The following is a 17614-nucleotide window of genomic DNA, read 5'->3' as shown; positions in this document are numbered from 1 at the left end:
GCTGGTAGAACAGAGAAACTTATTGTTTTGAAAGTTGTTCAATCAGATTGCTTAACCCTTCTTCATCGTAACCTTCTTCATATTGTGCATCAGCAGGTGTGAAATTATTGAGTCGGTGTCCCGCAATACAGCCGTATTTTTCTAATTTGTTCTTGGTGAAATTAGTGCGGAATTGGGAGGAACTATTATTTAGACTAATCACGCCAATGGCTGAATTTCGGCAAAGGTGCTTATTAACAAATACTAGATTGTAGCCTGATTCACGAATATAGCCGGTTTTATTAATTGCGGCATCGAATACTTCTTCTCGTACCAATTTGTTGGTATTTCTCACAAATACCTGACGCCCGCCGGCTTGAATATAAGCACTTGGCATATTAGAAAAATTCTTAATTTGCGGATTATTCAAGGAATATTTAGTCAGTTTAACCAAATCCATCACGCTTGAAATATTACTGTCCGACAAACCGGAGCTATCAGTGAATCGGGTAGAGCGCATACCAAGTTCACGAGCCTTTTCATTCATTTTTTGAATAAATTGGAGACGGCTCATTCCGGCTGAACGGGAAAGTGCATGAGCGGCATAGTTATCGGAATGAACCAGCATTGCTTTTAGTAATTCATTACAGGAAATAGGTGTATACGTCGGTAATTTTGTGCGGGTACCTTTGATATAGTCATGATCATCATCTGTAATAGAAGTTGTGCAGTGAGGATTTTTATTATTTTCTAAAAATACATTTGCAGTCATTAGTTTTGTTACCGATGCAATCGGTTGAACACGGTTGGGCGAGCTACTTTCCAATACTTTATCATGAGTGAAATCGTAAACGACATAGGATTGCGCCATTGATATTGTAGGGATACATAGACACAGAACTGAAAAGCATTTTTTAAACATTTTTAGTACCGATAAATAAAACAGAGACGCATTTTACCGCACTTTTTTCTAAAAGAACGCTTATTTTTGTGATCTGAATCGTAAAAAGTGCGGTCAGAAATGTTCTTGTTTTTGAAATCTGCTAGCTTATCTTCTAACAAATCTGTAAAATCGCTGCTCATTTTTATACCAGGCTTTTTTGTAGTAAATTACTACAATTTTTATTGCCGTAATGTGTAGCAACGAGGCTTTAATGTTAGAACAAATATCAAACAAAAAAATCAATTTAATGGATTTGACGCGCCAACAAATGCGTGAATTTTTTCAAGAACTTGGAGAAAAACCGTTTCGAGCCGATCAGTTAGTAAAATGGATTTATCATTTTGGCGAAGATAATTTCGACAATATGACAAATATCAATAAGAAATTACGTGAAAAGTTAAAATCCGTTGCAGAAATTAAAGTGCCTGAGGTGGCTGTAGAGCAACGTTCTGCAGACGGCACAATTAAATGGGCAATGCAAGTAGGGGATCAGCAAGTAGAAACCGTCTATATTCCGGAATCGGATCGAGCCACGCTTTGTGTTTCTTCTCAGGTTGGTTGTGCATTGGCTTGTACTTTTTGTTCTACCGCCCAACAAGGTTTTAACCGTAATTTGACAGTATCTGAAATTATAGGTCAAGTATGGCGTGCCTCAAAAATTATTGGTAACTTCGGTGTGACTAGTGTTCGCCCGATTACCAATGTGGTGATGATGGGAATGGGCGAGCCGCTATTAAATGTGGCAAATGTTGTTCCTGCAATGGAAATTATGTTGGACGATTTTGCTTACGGTTTGTCTAAACGCCGTGTAACGCTTTCTACTTCAGGAGTTGTACCGGCATTGGATAACCTAAGTAAAATGATTGATGTTGCATTAGCTATTTCTTTACATGCACCGAATGATGAATTGCGTGATGAAATTGTGCCTATTAATAAAAAATATAATATTAAAATGCTGATTGATTCTGTAAATCGTTATCTAAGTGTTTCCAATGCTAATCATGGCAAAGTAACGATTGAATATGTAATGCTCGACCATGTAAATGACAGTACGGAGCATGCTCATCAGCTTGCGGAAGTGCTGAAAAATACACCTTGTAAAATTAATTTAATTCCGTGGAATCCGTTTCCGGAAGCACCTTATGCAAAAAGCTCAAATACCCGCATTGACCGTTTCCAAAAAACATTGATGGAATATGGTTTTACTGTCATCGTGCGTAAAACTCGAGGTGATGATATTGATGCTGCTTGCGGACAACTTGCAGGTGATGTTATTGATCGTACCAAACGTACCGCAATGAAGCGTCAATTTGGGCAGAATATAGGAATAACTCAAGTTAATTAGTTAAGCAATATAGTTGGAGGAAAAATGAAGTCTTTCTTTATTCAATTTCTAAGTGCGGTCATTTTTCCTCTTGTTTTTTCAGCTTGTGTTTCACAAGAGCCATCTTCAGATTTTAATAAACAGCAGGCTGCAAAAGCTCGAGTTGAATTAGCTCTTGGTTATTTGCAGCAAAATAATTTTATTCAAGCTAAACAAAATCTTGATAAAGCTTTAATACATGATAGAAATTATTATCTTGTTCATTCTGCATTTGCCCATTTCTATCAATTACAAGGCGATGTGAATGAAGCGAGAAAGTCCTACCTCCAAGCCATAAAACTTGATGAAAAACAAGGTGATGTACATAATAATTTTGGCACGTTTTTATGTAGGCAAGGTGAATTTGAACAAGCGAATACACAATTTGAGCTTGCCCTAGTTTCACCTAATTATTATCATCAAGCAGATACTTATGAAAATATGGCACTCTGTTCACAGGCGTTCAATCAACAGGATGCTTATCAAAAAGCAATCAATAAATTACGGCAAATAGATGTGAATCGTGCGGAAAAACTGAATCCAGTCAAATAAAACATTGCCAAAAATGGCTTTGGACTTTAAAATTCAGCCTTTAATTATGTCTCATAAATTAATAAACATTATGAATGCTCAGGCTGAACAAATGGAAACGAAAACGCAAGCAGATCAACAGATATCTTTGGGGAATAGATTCCGTGAGGCCCGTGAAGCCTTAAATCTTTCTCTTGAAGATGTTTATAAGAAAATTACACTACGGCCAGCGATTTTAGCTCAAATCGAAAATAATCAATTTATCCAAAAAAATGTGCCTGCGGCTTTCATGAAAGGGTATGTACGCAATTATGGAAAATTTTTGCGTTTACCTGAAAGTCTTTGGTCTGATCTTTCTTTTGGCGAAGATGAACAAAATGATTTAGGAAAAAATGCCCGCGCGACCCGATCGGTCAATCAATATTCTTCTCACAGTCGCTGGGTAGGCTATCTAACCGCATTAGTACTTTTGGTTGCATTAAGTATGACGGGGTTATGGTGGTGGCAAAACTATCAACAGTCTAATGAAGAGCGCGATACTTTAGTGCAAAGTTATGTTTCAAGTACTGATACAGCCCAAGTAGCGTCTGAAAACTCATCGGTCTTACCGGCTGAAATACAAACGGATCAACCTGTTCAGCCAGTGGTTCAGACCGAAGAGGCTCAAGCTAATAGTTCGGGTTCAATGGTTGAGGTAAAAACAGGGCAAGAAATCGTTTCTGAGCAAAATGTATTGCCTAAATCAATGACCTCTCTTGAGGATACAACTCAGAACGAAGTTACTATTCCCGATACGCAAAGTGCGGTCGAAAATCCAACTGTTTCTCCGCCACCACCTGCTGCTCAAGGTGATTTAGTCGTGGAAGTATTAAAAAATACCAGTTGGTTAAGCGTAAAAGATAAGAATCGAAAAGTACTTGCTCAAAAAGAATATAAGCAAGGTGAAGTATTAACTTTCAACGGTACTGAGTTTTCATTGATTGTGGGAGCACCCGGTAATGTTCGTATTACTTATAAGGGGCAGGATTATCCTCTAAAAGTAGATGGGCGTGTCGCAAAATTTAAACTTTCACAACCTTAATAAGGAATAGTAATGTCAGCTTTTCAACCGATAATTAAGCGTCGTGAATCGACTAAAATTTATGTGGGTAATGTCCCGATTGGCGGAGATGCACCAATTGCCGTACAATCTATGACAAATACACGGACTACGGATGTTGAATCTACGATTGCTCAGATTAAATCTTTAGAGCGTGTAGGTGCCGATATAGTGCGTGTTTCCGTGCCGACTATGGATGCAGCCGAAGCCTTTAAAATTATTAAACAACAAGTTAATGTACCATTGGTCGCGGATATTCACTTTGATTACCGTATTGCATTGAAAGTCGCTGAGTATGGAGTAGATTGTCTGCGTATTAATCCCGGTAATATAGGGCGGGAGGATCGTATTCGTGCGGTTGTAGATTGTGCCCGTGATAAAAATATCCCGATTCGTATCGGTATTAATGCCGGTTCTTTAGAGAAAGATCTTCAAGAGAAGTACGGTGAACCTACCCCTGAAGCATTGCTTGAATCCGCATTGCGTCATGTCGAAATTTTAGATCGTCTTAACTTTGATCAATTTAAAGTGAGTGTGAAGGCATCTGATGTGTCTTTGGCGGTAGAATCTTATCGTTTATTGGCAAAAGCCATCAAACAACCCTTACATCTGGGGATTACTGAAGCGGGTGGTGCTCGTGCTGGAGCCGTTAAATCAGCAATAGGTTTAGGAATGTTACTTGCCGAGGGAATAGGAGATACATTACGTGTTTCATTAGCAGCAGATCCTGTGGAAGAAATCAAAGTCGGTTTTGATATTTTAAAATCATTGCGTATTCGTTCCCGAGGAATTAATTTTATTGCCTGCCCGACTTGTTCACGCCAAGAATTTGATGTGATAGGTACAGTAAACGCTTTGGAACAACGTCTTGAAGATATTATTACACCAATGGATGTCTCTATTATCGGTTGTGTTGTTAATGGACCGGGAGAGGCATTAGTCTCCGATCTTGGAGTAACCGGCGGTAATAAAAAGAGCGGTTACTATATCAATGGAGAACGTCAAAAAGAGCGGTTTGATAACGAAGATATTATCAATCAATTAGAAGCAAAGATCCGTGCAAAGGTCGCATTGCAAGATCCAAAAAATCGTATTATTTAAGGAAAACTTGTGGCAAAAACAATTCAAGCAATTCGTGGAATGAATGATTGCTCTCCGACAGAGTCCCCATTATGGCAATGGGTTGAAATGCAAGTACGTGAAGTCCTAAACAGTTATGGATATTCTGAAGTGCGTATGCCGATTGTTGAAAGTACACCGTTATTTGCTCGTGCTATCGGCGAAGTAACAGATGTCGTTTCAAAAGAAATGTACACATTTTGGGACAATGATGAACAATTAACTCTCCGCCCTGAAGGGACGGCAGGTTGTGTGCGTGCAGCGATTGAACATGGCTGGATTTATAATAATGAACAACGTCTTTGGTATATGGGACCGATGTTTCGCCATGAGCGTCCGCAAAAAGGGCGCTATCGCCAGTTTCACCAGGCAGGTGTAGAAGTTTTTGGTATTACGAATCCGGAAATTGATGCCGAATTAATTATTCTAACGGCAAGACTTTGGAAAAAATTAGGCATTGATCAACATGTTTCTCTTCAACTAAACTCGATCGGTTCATTAGAAGCGAGAGCAAATTATCGTTCCGCCTTGGTCGCATTCTTGGAAAAATATCAAGAATTAATGAGCGAGGAAGAAAAAGAACGTTTAGTGAAGAATCCTCTACGTATTTTAGATACGAAAAATCAAGAATTACAAAAAGTATTAGATAATGCACCGAAATTACTTGATTATTTGGATGATGAAAGCCGCACGCATTTTGCTCAATTATGTGCTTTATTGGATGCGGTGGGAATCCAATATGAAATTAATCCAAAACTTGTACGTGGATTGGACTATTACAACAAAACCGTATTTGAATGGGTAACTTCCGCATTAGGCGCGCAAGGCACAGTATGTGGTGGCGGTCGTTATGACGGTTTGGTGGAACAACTTGGCGGACATGCTACATCGGGTGTAGGATTTGCCATGGGATTGGAACGCTTGGTTTTATTGGTGCAAGAAGTTAATTCAAACATACCATTAAAAAGTGCGGTCGATATTTATGTGATTCATCAAGGGGAAAATACGACTTTAGTTGCATTACAGCTTGCTGAAAAAATTCGTTCAGAATTACCGCACTTACGGGTTATGCTGCATTGCTCAGGCGGTAATTTTAAAAAACAATTTAAGCGAGCAGATAAATCCGGTGCAACTTTAGCCTTAGTTATAGGGGAAAGCGAAGTACAAAATGCTCAGGTTGTAGTGAAACACTTGCACGGTGGGGTTGAGCAACAGACTTTTGAAATTGGACAAGTCGTTGATTATATTCAGACTCAATTTTAATTTATAAAGGAAAAGAATATGGCATATTCTATTGAAGAAGAACAAGAGATTAACCAGTTAAAAGAATGGTGGAAAGAAAACGGCAAAACAATCATTGTCGCTTTTATTTTAGGTGTGAGCGGTATGCTTGGTTGGCGTTATTGGCAGACTTACCAAGCAAATCAAATTGCTGAAGCATCGGCAGGGTATGATTCTTTGATTTATGCAGCCGAGCAAGACTCCGCTGCTCAAAAAACGAATTTAGCAGAATTCGTCCAAGCGAACAGTAAAACCAGCTATGCAGTCTTTGCATTATTTGATGAAGCAAAAAATGCAGTGGCAAAACAAGATTTTGCGGGTGCTGAAGTTGCGTTACAGCAAGTTTTAACACAATCTCAAGATGAATTATTAACATCACTTGCTGCATTGCGTCTAAGTGCCATACAATTTCAGCTAGGTCAATTGGATAGTGCGTTATCAACGCTTGCACAGGTAAAGAGTACGGGATTTAATGCACGTAAAGCTCTTTTAACCGGTAGCATTCAATTGGCAAAAGGCGATACTAATGCTGCAAAAAGTAGTTTTGAGCAAGCTCTTCAAACAGGTAGCCCATTGGAACAACAAGCAGCTCAAATGAAATTAAACAATCTTTAATATAAAGCGCCCGAGAGGGCGTTTATTTTTATGCATTCTTTATTTCCACTTCCTCCCCCTATCCTTTGTTTCTCTATTGGCGTAGTGATGTATGCATTGCCTCAAATAGGACAGTATTCCAGATTTCTCTATGCCATTTGGTTCTTTGTTTTATTATCCGTTTTTGTGGCAGTTGTGAGCGTATGGCCATTTTATCGTAATAACCTATCTATTGACCCTCAACGGCTGGATAAAACTACGCGGCTTATTACATCAGGTATTTTTCAAATTACACGTAATCCGATGTATCTGAGTTTATTATTGATTCTTGTAGCTTGGGCATTGTGGCTGAGTCATTTATTGGCTTGGAGCGGTATTATTGTCTTTATGTGGTTAATGAATCGATTCCAAATTTCTCGGGAAGAAGCCTATTTAGAAAAGAAATTTGGCGATGAATATCGCCGATATAAAACAAAAGTTAGACGTTGGATATAAAAAATGCAGTCAATTTTGACCGCACTTTACGTTTCATGGATTATTTTGCGTGATTACAATCAGCTGCTTTCTTTTCAAAACGCTCTGCAACATAATCCCAGTTTACAACATTCCAAAATTCTTTAATGTAGTCTGGACGGCGATTTTGGAATTTTAAGTAGTAAGCATGTTCCCAAACATCTAAGCCTAAAAGTGGGAAACCTTCACAACCTGCAATTTCTTTACCCATTAATGGATTATCTTGGTTTGCAGTAGAAACAACCGCTAATTTTCCTTCAGTAGTTAACACTAACCATGCCCAACCAGAACCAAAACGGCTTGCCGCCGCTTTTTCAAATTCAGCTTGAAAAGCTTCGACTGAACCAAAATCGCGTAAAATCGCATCTTTTAACGCGCCTTGCAAAGTCGTCCCTTTTTTCAAGGATTTCCAGAATAAACTGTGGTTTGCATGACCGCCTGCATTGTTGCGTAGTGCGCCACGTTTTTCCGCCGGAAGTTTGTCAAGCTGAGAAATTAATTGACCTGCGCAAATTTCTGTAAATTCAGCTGGTAAGCCTTCTAATGCTGCATTTGCATTATTTACATAGGCTTGGTGATGTTTACTATGATGAATTTCCATCGTTTGAGCATCAAAGTGAGGTTCTAACGCGTCATAAGCGTAGCCTAATTCAGGTAGAGTGTAAGCCATAATCATTCCTTCTATAAAATGAGTTTTTATTTGAGTGCCAATCTGGCTATTCGCTAATAAAGAATATAAAAGCTTTAACCAAAAAGTACTAAATTCCAAATACTAGCAGAAAACTTGATTTAGATCATTAAATGTTTTCCCTTTTATAGAAATTGAGCATTTAAATGAAGCTTGTTCTAAATCAATAAAACCTACAATCTACTACCAAATGGTTAATCATTTTGGCGACTAAAATCTCGTGAAATTTTTCACTTATGATAGAATGACGCCAATTTAGTATTCGTGTTTTTCTTTATGTTTAAATCCCATAATTTATCTATCAAAGAGCTTGCTTGCCAACGTGGTGAGAGCTTGCTTTTTTGCGGTTTATCGCACAATTTTACGAGTGGTGATTTTGTGCAAATTGAGGGGCATAACGGCATTGGAAAAACCAGTTTATTACGCATTTTAGCAGGGCTTGCACAACCGTTAGAAGGTGAAATACTGTGGAATTCCGAATCTATTTTTAAACAACGGGAAGTTTATTATCAGGATTTACTTTATTTAGGGCATTTTTCAGGTGTAAAGCCGGAACTGACAGCATTGGAGAATTTACAATTCTATCAACGCATTAGCCAAGCAGAGCAGAGTGATGATGCGCTTTGGGAAGCATTGGAAAAAGTTGGACTTCTGGGGCGTGAAGACCTAGCGGCAGCACAACTTTCAGCGGGACAACAACGGCGCATTGCATTGGCAAGATTATGGCTTTCACAGGTGCCATTGTGGATTTTAGATGAGCCTTTTACGGCGATTGATAAGAAAGGCGTGAAAATTTTGACCGCACTTTTTGATGAGCATACAAAACAAGGTGGCATTGCATTAATAACAAGTCATCAAGATGTGCCGAGTATGCGTTTGCAAAAACTTAATTTAGCACAGTATAAAGCGGAATAACCGAATGATTTTTCTAGAAATAATTAAACGTGAATTAAAAATTGCGATGCGTAAACGCTCAGAAATTTTAAATCCGCTATGGTTTTTTTTGATTGTCATTACATTATTTCCACTTGTGATTGGACCGGATCCTAAATTACTTTCACGCATTGCGCCCGGGATTGCTTGGGTAGCGGTTTTACTTTCTGCGTTGCTTTCTTTTGAACGTTTGTTCCGTGATGATTTTATTGACGGTTCGCTTGAACAATTAATGTTAACCAAACAACCTTTAGTATTAACGGCGTTGTCTAAAGTCGTTGCTCATTGGCTTTTAACCGGTTTGCCACTAATTTTACTTTCACCGATTGCAGCATTGTTGCTGTCTCTTGAAGTACATCTTTGGTGGGCGTTAGTGCTAACCTTACTTCTCGGCACACCGGTGTTGAGTTGTATCGGTGCGATTGGTGTCGCATTAACTGTGGGGTTACGCAAGGGCGGAGTCCTACTCAGTTTACTTGTAGTGCCGTTGTTTATTCCTGTACTGATTTTCGCTTCTTCGGTACTTGATGCCGCAGGTTTAAATTTGCCTTATATGGGGCAACTTGCGATTCTTGGGGCGATGATGGTCTGTGCAATCACGCTTTCGCCTTTTGCGGTGGCAGCAGCTTTGCGTATTAGTTTGGATAATTAATTTGGCAACTGTACGAAAGTGCGGTTGTTTTCTTTTTATTTTTTGAGAGGTTTTTCTATGTGGAACTGGTTACATCCCTACGCTAAACCGGAAACCCAATATCGAATCTGTGGTAAATTGAGCCCGGTATTTGCATTGTTGAGTTTATTACTGTTAAGTGTCGGCATTGTATGGGGCTTGGCTTATGCGCCGGCAGATTATCAACAAGGTAACAGTTTCAGGATTATGTATGTGCATGTGCCAACAGCAATCTGGTCGATGGGCGTGTATGGTTCAATGGCAGTAGCAGCAGTAGTCGCTTTAGTGTGGCAAATCAAACAAGCACATTTGGCAATGATTGCTATGGCACCTATTGGGGCATTATTCACCTTTCTCGCCTTGATTACCGGTGCTATTTGGGGTAAACCGATGTGGGGGACTTGGTGGGTATGGGATGCGCGTCTGACAGCAGAATTAATCCTCTTCTTCCTGTATCTTGGTATTCTCGCTCTGTATTCCAGTTTTTCTGATCGGGCGATTGGTGCGAAAGCATCGGGTATTTTATGTATTACTACGGTAGTTATTTTACCGATCATCCATTTTTCTGTGGAATGGTGGAATACGCTTCATCAAGGGGCAAGTATTACAAAATTTGAAAAACCTTCTATTGCTACCCCTATGTTGATTCCACTGATTTTATGTATCTTTGGTTTTTTAGCTTTATATATTTGGCTTACTCTTGTGCGTTATCGTGTGGAATTATTAAGAGAAGATGCAAAACGCCCGTGGGTTAAGGCGTTAGCAAAGGATTGTAGTAAATAGTTTTATATTTTTTAAGAGGAATAAAAATGTTTTTCCAAACTTGGAGTGATTTTTTTGATATGGGTGGCTACGGTTTTTACGTATGGCTATCTTATGGCATTAGTTTGGTGTCGATTGTTGCGCTGATCATACAAAGTTTCAAACAACGTAAAACTATTTTGCAAAATGTGTTGCGTGAAACCCAACGTGAAGCTCGCTTACAACAAGCTAATAATAAAGGAAACACACTATGAACCCGAGACGTAAATCCAGACTTAAATTAGTTATTTTTGTTGTAGTTGGTATTGCGATTGCAAGTAGCTTGGTACTGTATGCGTTGCGTCAGAATATTGATTTATTCTACACCCCATCGGAAGTGATTTTGGGTAAAGATAATAATCCGAATCAAAAACCGGAAGTCGGTCAGCGTATCCGAGTTGGTGGAATGGTGGTTGAAGGTACGGTAGAACGTGATCCGAAAAGTTTAAAAGTGCGCTTTGATTTGAATGATATCGGTCCTGCAATTTCTGTTGAATATGAAGGGATTTTACCTGATCTTTTCCGTGAGGGACAAGGTATTGTTGCACAAGGGGTATTAACCGAACCAACGGTATTGACTGCCACTGAAGTGTTGGCGAAGCACGACGAAAATTATGTACCGCCTGAATTAGGCGAAAAAATGCAAAAGGTGCATAAACCGATGGGTGTAGATGAAGCTGATTTGAAAGGCGAAAGTACACGAGATCGTCAAGAGAAACAAGAAGGCAACAAATGATCGCTGAAATCGGAAATTATGCACTTGCTTTGAGTCTAGCCGTGTCGTTAATGCTCGCAATTTTTCCATTATGGGGGGCAGAGAAGGGGAGTACCCAATTAATGACATTGGCTCGACCAATGACTTATGGATTGTTTGTCAGTCTCACTATTGCCTTTGTTGCGCTATTTTATTTATTTGCCGTCAATGATTTCAGTGTGCAATATGTGGTGAACAATTCTAACAGTACTTTGCCGATTTGTTATCGTTTATCCGCTGTTTGGGGTTCTCATGAAGGTTCATTATTGCTTTGGATTTGGTTGCTTGCCCTTTGGTCTGCGGCGGTGGCGCTGTTGAGTAAACATTTACCTCAAGAAGCTGCGGCGAGAGTCCTTGGCATTATGGGAATTATCAGCGTGGGTTTCGTATTATTTGTTTTATTTACGTCAAATCCATTCACACGTACCTTCCCTGATTTTCCTGTGGATGGAAAAGAACTTAACCCGATGTTGCAAGATGTGGGATTGATTTTCCACCCGCCGCTACTTTATATGGGGTATGTCGGTTTCTCTGTCGCCTTCGCCTTTGCGATTGCCTCTTTAATGACCGGTAAACTTGATTCCGCTTGGGCTCGTTGGTCTCGACCTTGGACCCTTGCTGCATGGGTATTCTTAACGCTTGGTATCGTACTCGGTTCTTGGTGGGCGTATTATGAACTCGGTTGGGGCGGTTGGTGGTTCTGGGATCCGGTTGAAAATTCGTCCTTTATGCCTTGGTTAGCCGGCACAGCTTTAATTCATTCTCTTTCAGTGACAGAAAAACGTGGTTCATTTAAGGCTTGGACGGTACTCCTCGCAATTTTAGCTTTTTCTCTTTGTTTACTTGGCACGTTCTTGGTGCGTTCGGGGATTTTGGTCTCTGTTCATGCTTTTGCTTCTGATCCGACACGCGGTTTATATATTTTGGCGTATCTTGTTATTGTTATTGGCGGATCTCTTGCGCTTTATGCCTACAAGGGGAGCCAAATTCGTTCACGTGATAATGCAGAACGTTATTCTCGTGAAAGTATGCTGTTATTAAATAATATTCTATTAATGACCGCACTTTGTGTGGTGTTCTTAGGCACATTACTACCGTTGGTGCATAAGCAGTTGGGCTTAGGAACAATTTCAATCGGTGCGCCGTTTTTTGATCAAATGTTCTTGATCATTATGACACCGTTTGCATTATTGCTTGGTATTGGACCCTTAGTAAAATGGCGGCGGGATCAATTCTCGGCGATTAGAATGCCCGTTGTAATCAGTGTTCTTATCATGCTGGTTATGGGGTTTGTTTTACCTTATATCTTACAAGATAAAATTACGGTAAGTTCTGTTCTTGGTTCAATGATGACGATAATCATCTTGTTGCTTGCACTTTACGAATTGCAACAACGGGCAACTCACCGTGAATCATTTTTTGTCGGCGTGCGTAAATTGTCCCGTTCCCATTGGGGAATGTTGTTTGCACATTTAGGCGTAGCAATGTCAGTATGGGGCATTGCTTTTAGCCAAAATTTTAGTGTGGAACGTGATGTGCGGATGCAGGTGGGGGATAGTGCGCAGATCGGTCATTACGATTTCAAATTTTCCGGTATCAGTGATGCCAATGGTCCTAACTACATTGGAGGCAAAGCGCAGATTGATATTACAAAAGACGGAAAACCGGAAGCGACACTGTACGCTGAAAAACGTTTTTACACGGTGAGTCGTATGTCAATGACAGAGGCAGCCATCGATGGTAGTTTAACCCGTGATTTATATGTGGCACTCGGTGAAAAACTCGATGATAATTCGTGGGCGTTGCGTTTGTATTACAAACCTTTTATCCGCTGGATTTGGATTGGCGGCGTGTTTATGGCATTAGGTGGTTTGTTGTGTATGTTTGATAGACGTTATCGGTTTAGTAAATTATTAAAAAAATAATTTATTTCCAATAGTGATTCTTTTTGATCTTCCTTAAGAAAATGGAAGTACTTGGAAAAGATGGCGTAATTAACCTCTTCTCTTTAGCTTTTCAACAAGAAACGGTATTTACTTAAAAGAGCGGTAGAAATGAAAAAAAAATTATTGATTCCCCTTGTTCTCTTTTTAGCGGTGGTTATTGCCTTTTTAGTGCAACTTAACCGTAATGCTCAAGGTGAAGATATCAAAGCTTTGGAGTCTGCATTGGTTGGCAAACCGATTCCAGTGAAAACGTTAACGGAACTCTTTGAAAATAAGACCTATGATGATGCGTTATTCCGACAAGGCAAACCGATTTTGCTGAATGTATGGGCGACTTGGTGTCCAACCTGTTACGCAGAGCATCAATACTTAAATAAACTTGCGCAACAAGGCGTGAGTATTATTGGGTTGAACTATAAAGATGATTCGGCAAAAGCAATAAAGTGGCTAAAGGATTTAGGTAATCCCTATCAAGTTGTGTTGAAAGATGATAAAGGATCTTTTGGTTTGGATTTGGGGGTATATGGTGCGCCGGAAACTTTTATTGTGGATGGTAAGGGCATTATTCATTATCGTTTAGCCGGAGATGTAAACGAAAAAGTGTGGTTGGAAACTTTGAAACCGATTTATGACAAACTCGCGGAGCAATCACAATGAAAAAATTAGGGCTTTTTTTAACCGCACTTTTATTTAGCTCAGTGGCATTTTCCGCCATTGATGCTCTGAACTTTGGCTCGCAGCAGCAAGAAAGCGATTACCACCAGCTTGCACAGTCTTTGCGCTGCCCACAATGCCAGAATAACAATATTGCGGATTCTAATGCAACGATAGCAGTAGATATGCGTAACAAAGTATTTGAGTTGCTACAAGAAGGGAAGTCAAAAAATGACATCGTGGAATATATGGTGGCAAGGTACGGTAATTTTGTGACCTATGAACCACCGATGACGTCAAGCACCTTAATTTTATGGATTGCCCCATTATTTCTCATATTATTCGGCATTTTTTTCCTATTGCAACGAAAACCTAAAAAGCAAAGTGCGGTCAGAAACGACTCTGTTTTAACGGAAGAAGAAAATGCACGTTTAGCGGAATTATTAAATCAAAAGGATGAATAGATGAGTTTTGCATTAAGTTTAGTCGCAATTACGTTGTTAGTAGCGTTAATTTGTTTTTATCCTTTGTTGCGCCAGTTTAAAACAAAAAATGAACAAAAACGTGATGAACTGAATAAGGCGCTTTATTTTTCACGACTGCAAGAAATTGAGCAAGATGATGCTCAAGGGTTGGTGGAAAATGTAGAATTACTTAAACAAGAATTACAGAAAACCTTATTGGATGATGTCCCCCATCAGGAAGAAAAAAACATCCAAAGTGAAAAGTCCTACGGCAAAATTTGGTTTGCTTCAGGGGTGTTGGCAATCGGGATTATTGCAGGGACAAGTTACTTTATGGTTGGATCTTGGCAGGCAGAATCAATGTTAGAGCAGACTTATGCAAAATTGCCTTATTTTTATGATCGAATGAAAGAAGAAGAGACGAATCCTCTTTCTGATAGTGAAATGCAACAATTTTCTACCGCACTTCGTATAGATTTACAGAAAAATCCGCAAGATGCAAAAAAATGGTGGTTGTTGGGACAAATTGGTATGAATTTAGGTGATGCCCGTTTAGCATTCGACAGCTATCAAAAAGCAAATAAACTTGAGCCTGATAATTTGCAATATAAGTTGGGCTATGCCCGTGTATTAATGTTTTCAGAAGACACGACGGATAAACTAAAAGGCAGTGATTTATTACGAGAAGTTATCCGCAAAGATCATAGCAATATTGAGGCATTAAGTTTATTGGCATTTCGTTATTTTGAAACGGAAGATTATAAAATGGCGGCAGTAACTTGGGCGATGATGTTACGTTTAATGCCGAAAGATGATGAGCGGGTAGTATTAATTGAAAAAAGTATTCGGGCGGCACGTGATGCGTTAGAAATTCAAGAACAGGAAAAATCAAAAAGTATTACACCGGAAAAAAATTAATTATGTTTGAAATTGAAGGTGTTCATCATGTTGCAATCATTGTTTCAGATTACATTCGTTCTAAGCTGTTTTATACAGAAATTTTAGGGGCAAAAGTTATTGCTGAAACTTATCGGGTTGAACGTGGCGGTTATAAATTAGATTTAGAATTTCCTGATGGGAGTAAAATTGAACTTTTCTCCTTTCCAAATCCACCCAAAAGGCTAAATTATCCGGAGGCTTGTGGTTTACGCCATCTGGCGTTTAAAGTTAAAAATATGGAATCATGTATTTCTTATTTAACTAATAAGGGTGTTTCCTGTGAATCTGTCAGGGTCGATAAATTAACTAGAATGCAGTATACTTTCTGCAAAGATCCGGACGGTTTACCTATAGAATTCTATCAAACTTATTAATAATATAAGGATGAATATGAAATATTATACTTATCTCTTATGTTTTTCTATATTATCTTTCTTGCCTTTATCGGCTTTTTCTAGTGCAAAAACGATTGCAGGGGAAAAAGAAGGCGATGCTCAAAAAAAGTTCACTCGTTATATTCATATTAAAGAACGAGGAGTTTTAGATCCGACTACTTCAGCGCAAGATGCAAAAAATTTAGCTAATAGTGTTGAGTTTGAAGTATATATGGTAAATGAAGATTTTTCTTCCAGAAGTGTTTTTGTATCAGGTGAGGGGGTATGTAATGGTTTTGAGGGAAATAATGGAGTAGATTTTACAAACTCTACGAATAATTACATAAAACCGAATGATGATAGCCAGTACTATGGTGGAATTATGGCGGCCTCGCTTTATCGGAAAAATGAACCTAAAAATGTGCAGTATGTGCCTGTTTACGTCATTAATAACCCTCAATTAGAGAAGGAAATTCGTGAGCGGGAAGAAAGTCAAACAAAGCAAACTATTAAAGATAAGGTGGATAGCAATAAACAACTTTTGGATAAAATGGTCTGCAAAAAGGGTAAAAAATGAAAAAATTATTAATGATATGTTCAGCATTATTTCTTGTCGCTTGTAGTTCTCACCCCCCCGCACAGCAGGATTCGGGCATCTATGATATGAAAACCGTACAAGAATATCAGGCTCGTGTAGCCAGTGGTAACACGGTAACTGCCGAACAAAAAGCGAGAGCGGCAAAGGATATTTCTGATCCGATTAAAATGAATGCTAGTGATAGTCGTCAGAAAGTTATTTACCAACGTGCACCTGTTATTGTGCCAAGCATCGGATTTGGTTATTACAGAGGTTATCATCATTGGTAATGAAAAACGGCTTTCTTACTTCAGTTTAATAAAACAAACCGCACTAAAAGTGCGGTTTGTTTTATTATTGTTTTGTTATTTTTTCTTCGCGTATTTTAAGGAATCTATTGCGACGGCTAAAATAATGATGCTACCTTTGATGATATATTGCCAATAAGGGTTTACGCCTATATAGGTTAAACCATAGTTAATTACGGTAAAGATGATAACACCGGTAACTACGCCAATTACTGTACCCACACCTCCGGCAAATGATACACCGCCAACTACGCAGGCTGCAATAGCATCCAATTCATACATAAACCCTAGATTGTTAGTTGCAGAACCGATTCGACCGGCTTCTAACATACCACCGAAAGCATAGAACATTCCCGCAATGATATAAATCATAACAAGATTACGAGCAACGTTTACACCGGATACTCTTGCAGCTTCCGGATTTCCACCAATAGCAAAGATGTTTTTACCAAAACGGGTTTTATTCCACATTATCCACACTAAAAATGATGCAATAGCTGCGTAAATCGTAATATATGAAAGTTTAAAGGTTCCGATTCGGAAGAATCCTTGTGCGAATGTAGAAAAGTTTTCATTAAAACCAGCGATAGGTGAGCCACCTACTGCATCATAATAAAGGGAGTTGAAACCATAAACGATGATCATTGTTCCCATAGTGGCAATAAACGGCGTGACATTTAGATAGGCAATGACTAAGCCATTAACTAAGCCGATAACAGCGCCTACGGCACAAACGGCTAGGATTACAACAGGAATTGGGATTTCACCTAAATCAGGGAAAACACGGTTCATATTTTCCATAGACTGCAACATAGTTGCAGAAATTACAGCGGCCAAACCAACCTGACGACCGGCAGAGAGGTCTGTACCTTGTGTTACCAATAACCCTGCCACACCTAAGGCGATAATCAAACGCACGGAGGATTGGGTGAGGATATTACTAAAATTGATAAGGTTTAAGAAAGTTGGATCTTGTGCAATGATAATACCGAGTAAAATTAGTAGCACAAAATAGATCGCATTTTGTTTTAAAAGATCAAAGGATTTATTTTTTTCTAAGGCACTCATAATTCGTTCCTTTTGT

Annotated in this window: 22 protein-coding genes; 19 read left to right on the top strand and 3 right to left on the bottom strand. The window is 39.1% G+C overall.

The genetic code is table 11. The features are described 5' to 3' along the window. Positions 1-19 precede the first annotated feature (19 nt). Positions 20-901, bottom strand: coding sequence for a D-alanyl-D-alanine carboxypeptidase family protein (locus BKK47_RS02210; protein WP_077493292.1), 882 nt, complete (start codon positions 899-901; stop codon positions 20-22). A gap of 211 nt (positions 902-1112) precedes the next feature. On the opposite strand from BKK47_RS02210, the gene rlmN reads away from it, so the two are divergent. From rlmN to BKK47_RS02175, 7 genes are all read left to right on the top strand, one after another. Further along, the gene (gene rlmN, locus BKK47_RS02205) at positions 1113-2267 is read left to right on the top strand and encodes a dual-specificity RNA methyltransferase RlmN (RefSeq protein ID WP_077493291.1); all 1155 of its coding nucleotides are present in this window, start codon (positions 1113-1115) and stop codon (positions 2265-2267) included. A gap of 24 nt (positions 2268-2291) precedes the next feature. Further along, the gene (gene pilW / locus BKK47_RS02200) at positions 2292-2837 is read left to right on the top strand and encodes a type IV pilus biogenesis/stability protein PilW (protein WP_077493290.1); all 546 of its coding nucleotides are present in this window, start codon (positions 2292-2294) and stop codon (positions 2835-2837) included. A gap of 70 nt (positions 2838-2907) precedes the next feature. Continuing rightward, positions 2908-3897, top strand: a complete 990-nt coding sequence (locus BKK47_RS02195; RefSeq protein WP_077493331.1) for a RodZ domain-containing protein — start codon at positions 2908-2910, stop codon at positions 3895-3897. Between the two features lie 12 nt (positions 3898-3909). Beyond that, positions 3910-5016, top strand: a complete 1107-nt coding sequence (ispG, locus tag BKK47_RS02190; protein ID WP_077493289.1) for a flavodoxin-dependent (E)-4-hydroxy-3-methylbut-2-enyl-diphosphate synthase — start codon at positions 3910-3912, stop codon at positions 5014-5016. A gap of 9 nt (positions 5017-5025) precedes the next feature. Continuing rightward, positions 5026-6297, top strand: a complete 1272-nt coding sequence (gene hisS / locus BKK47_RS02185) for a histidine--tRNA ligase (protein WP_077493288.1) — start codon at positions 5026-5028, stop codon at positions 6295-6297. Positions 6298-6315: 18 nt separating this feature from the next. After that, positions 6316-6930, top strand: coding sequence for a YfgM family protein (locus BKK47_RS02180; protein WP_077493287.1), 615 nt, complete (start codon positions 6316-6318; stop codon positions 6928-6930). A 30-nt stretch (positions 6931-6960) separates the two neighbouring features. Further along, the gene (locus BKK47_RS02175) at positions 6961-7404 is read left to right on the top strand and encodes a methyltransferase family protein (RefSeq protein WP_143529568.1); all 444 of its coding nucleotides are present in this window, start codon (positions 6961-6963) and stop codon (positions 7402-7404) included. 40 nt (positions 7405-7444) lie between these two features. Here BKK47_RS02175 and sodA read toward each other — a convergent pair whose 3' ends face one another. Beyond that, on the bottom strand, positions 7445-8092 hold the full coding sequence (sodA, locus tag BKK47_RS02170) for a superoxide dismutase [Mn] (protein WP_077493285.1): 648 nt from the start codon (positions 8090-8092) through the stop codon (positions 7445-7447). A gap of 294 nt (positions 8093-8386) precedes the next feature. Between sodA and ccmA the strand changes: the two genes are divergently transcribed. From ccmA to BKK47_RS02110, 12 genes are all read left to right on the top strand, one after another. Then, positions 8387-9025, top strand: coding sequence for a cytochrome c biogenesis heme-transporting ATPase CcmA (ccmA, locus tag BKK47_RS02165; protein ID WP_077493284.1), 639 nt, complete (start codon positions 8387-8389; stop codon positions 9023-9025). Positions 9026-9029: 4 nt separating this feature from the next. Next, a complete protein-coding gene (gene ccmB, locus BKK47_RS02160; protein ID WP_077493283.1) occupies positions 9030-9695 on the top strand; it encodes a heme exporter protein CcmB in 666 nt (221 codons plus the stop codon). Positions 9696-9752: 57 nt separating this feature from the next. Then, complete coding sequence (locus BKK47_RS02155) at positions 9753-10496, top strand: heme ABC transporter permease (RefSeq protein ID WP_077493282.1); 744 nt, start codon at positions 9753-9755, stop codon at positions 10494-10496. A gap of 26 nt (positions 10497-10522) precedes the next feature. Further along, complete coding sequence (gene ccmD / locus BKK47_RS02150) at positions 10523-10729, top strand: heme exporter protein CcmD (RefSeq protein WP_077493281.1); 207 nt, start codon at positions 10523-10525, stop codon at positions 10727-10729. After that, entirely contained in the window at positions 10726-11250 is a 525-nt protein-coding gene (gene ccmE, locus BKK47_RS02145) for a cytochrome c maturation protein CcmE (RefSeq protein WP_077493280.1), read from the top strand. Before ccmD ends, ccmE begins: the two co-directional genes overlap by 4 nt. Beyond that, on the top strand, positions 11247-13193 hold the full coding sequence (locus tag BKK47_RS02140; RefSeq protein ID WP_077493279.1) for a heme lyase CcmF/NrfE family subunit: 1947 nt from the start codon (positions 11247-11249) through the stop codon (positions 13191-13193). The genes ccmE and BKK47_RS02140 overlap by 4 nt, the downstream gene beginning before the upstream one ends. Positions 13194-13322: 129 nt before the next feature. Continuing rightward, positions 13323-13871 (top strand): DsbE family thiol:disulfide interchange protein, encoded by a 549-nt coding sequence (locus BKK47_RS02135; RefSeq protein WP_077493278.1) that lies wholly within the window; start codon positions 13323-13325, stop codon positions 13869-13871. Further along, positions 13868-14332 (top strand): cytochrome c-type biogenesis protein, encoded by a 465-nt coding sequence (locus BKK47_RS02130; RefSeq protein ID WP_077493277.1) that lies wholly within the window; start codon positions 13868-13870, stop codon positions 14330-14332. The genes BKK47_RS02135 and BKK47_RS02130 overlap by 4 nt, the downstream gene beginning before the upstream one ends. Beyond that, positions 14333-15250 (top strand): c-type cytochrome biogenesis protein CcmI, encoded by a 918-nt coding sequence (gene ccmI, locus BKK47_RS02125; protein ID WP_077493276.1) that lies wholly within the window; start codon positions 14333-14335, stop codon positions 15248-15250. It begins immediately after the preceding gene. Positions 15251-15252: 2 nt separating this feature from the next. Continuing rightward, a complete protein-coding gene (gene gloA2, locus BKK47_RS02120; protein ID WP_077493275.1) occupies positions 15253-15645 on the top strand; it encodes an SMU1112c/YaeR family gloxylase I-like metalloprotein in 393 nt (130 codons plus the stop codon). Positions 15646-15661: 16 nt separating this feature from the next. Further along, on the top strand, positions 15662-16222 hold the full coding sequence (locus tag BKK47_RS02115) for a DUF8095 domain-containing protein (RefSeq protein ID WP_077493274.1): 561 nt from the start codon (positions 15662-15664) through the stop codon (positions 16220-16222). Beyond that, positions 16219-16512, top strand: a complete 294-nt coding sequence (locus BKK47_RS02110) for a hypothetical protein (protein ID WP_077493273.1) — start codon at positions 16219-16221, stop codon at positions 16510-16512. Before BKK47_RS02115 ends, BKK47_RS02110 begins: the two co-directional genes overlap by 4 nt. Positions 16513-16587: 75 nt before the next feature. Here the strand turns inward: BKK47_RS02110 and mglC are convergent, their stop codons facing one another. Next, positions 16588-17598: a galactose/methyl galactoside ABC transporter permease MglC gene (gene mglC, locus BKK47_RS02105; protein WP_077493272.1), complete on the bottom strand. Its 1011-nt coding sequence runs from the start codon at positions 17596-17598 to the stop codon at positions 16588-16590. Positions 17599-17614 lie beyond the last annotated feature (16 nt).

The sequence above is a fragment of the Rodentibacter mrazii genome (assembly GCF_001998825.1).
Lineage (GTDB): Bacteria > Pseudomonadota > Gammaproteobacteria > Enterobacterales > Pasteurellaceae > Rodentibacter > Rodentibacter mrazii.
This window is presented reverse-complemented; position numbering and strand designations above follow the sequence as displayed.

What these genes read in the sequence shown, in the direction of transcription:
- ccmE (WP_077493280.1), top strand. Translation starts at nt 10,726, where the DNA reads ATGAACCCGAGACGTAAATCCAGACTTAAATTAGTTATTTTTGTTGTA.
- mglC (WP_077493272.1), bottom strand. Translation starts at nt 17,598, where the DNA reads ATGAGTGCCTTAGAAAAAAATAAATCCTTTGATCTTTTAAAACAAAAT.
- sodA (WP_077493285.1), bottom strand. Translation starts at nt 8,092, where the DNA reads ATGGCTTACACTCTACCTGAATTAGGCTACGCTTATGACGCGTTAGAA.
- BKK47_RS02155 (WP_077493282.1), top strand. Translation starts at nt 9,753, where the DNA reads ATGTGGAACTGGTTACATCCCTACGCTAAACCGGAAACCCAATATCGA.
- pilW (WP_077493290.1), top strand. Translation starts at nt 2,292, where the DNA reads ATGAAGTCTTTCTTTATTCAATTTCTAAGTGCGGTCATTTTTCCTCTT.
- BKK47_RS02175 (WP_143529568.1), top strand. Translation starts at nt 6,961, where the DNA reads ATGCATTCTTTATTTCCACTTCCTCCCCCTATCCTTTGTTTCTCTATT.
- ccmD (WP_077493281.1), top strand. Translation starts at nt 10,523, where the DNA reads ATGTTTTTCCAAACTTGGAGTGATTTTTTTGATATGGGTGGCTACGGT.
- BKK47_RS02210 (WP_077493292.1), bottom strand. Translation starts at nt 901, where the DNA reads ATGTTTAAAAAATGCTTTTCAGTTCTGTGTCTATGTATCCCTACAATA.
- BKK47_RS02110 (WP_077493273.1), top strand. Translation starts at nt 16,219, where the DNA reads ATGAAAAAATTATTAATGATATGTTCAGCATTATTTCTTGTCGCTTGT.
- ccmI (WP_077493276.1), top strand. Translation starts at nt 14,333, where the DNA reads ATGAGTTTTGCATTAAGTTTAGTCGCAATTACGTTGTTAGTAGCGTTA.
- ccmB (WP_077493283.1), top strand. Translation starts at nt 9,030, where the DNA reads ATGATTTTTCTAGAAATAATTAAACGTGAATTAAAAATTGCGATGCGT.
- ccmA (WP_077493284.1), top strand. Translation starts at nt 8,387, where the DNA reads ATGTTTAAATCCCATAATTTATCTATCAAAGAGCTTGCTTGCCAACGT.
- BKK47_RS02140 (WP_077493279.1), top strand. Translation starts at nt 11,247, where the DNA reads ATGATCGCTGAAATCGGAAATTATGCACTTGCTTTGAGTCTAGCCGTG.
- rlmN (WP_077493291.1), top strand. Translation starts at nt 1,113, where the DNA reads ATGTGTAGCAACGAGGCTTTAATGTTAGAACAAATATCAAACAAAAAA.
- gloA2 (WP_077493275.1), top strand. Translation starts at nt 15,253, where the DNA reads ATGTTTGAAATTGAAGGTGTTCATCATGTTGCAATCATTGTTTCAGAT.
- BKK47_RS02130 (WP_077493277.1), top strand. Translation starts at nt 13,868, where the DNA reads ATGAAAAAATTAGGGCTTTTTTTAACCGCACTTTTATTTAGCTCAGTG.
- BKK47_RS02135 (WP_077493278.1), top strand. Translation starts at nt 13,323, where the DNA reads ATGAAAAAAAAATTATTGATTCCCCTTGTTCTCTTTTTAGCGGTGGTT.
- ispG (WP_077493289.1), top strand. Translation starts at nt 3,910, where the DNA reads ATGTCAGCTTTTCAACCGATAATTAAGCGTCGTGAATCGACTAAAATT.
- BKK47_RS02195 (WP_077493331.1), top strand. Translation starts at nt 2,908, where the DNA reads ATGAATGCTCAGGCTGAACAAATGGAAACGAAAACGCAAGCAGATCAA.
- BKK47_RS02180 (WP_077493287.1), top strand. Translation starts at nt 6,316, where the DNA reads ATGGCATATTCTATTGAAGAAGAACAAGAGATTAACCAGTTAAAAGAA.
- BKK47_RS02115 (WP_077493274.1), top strand. Translation starts at nt 15,662, where the DNA reads ATGAAATATTATACTTATCTCTTATGTTTTTCTATATTATCTTTCTTG.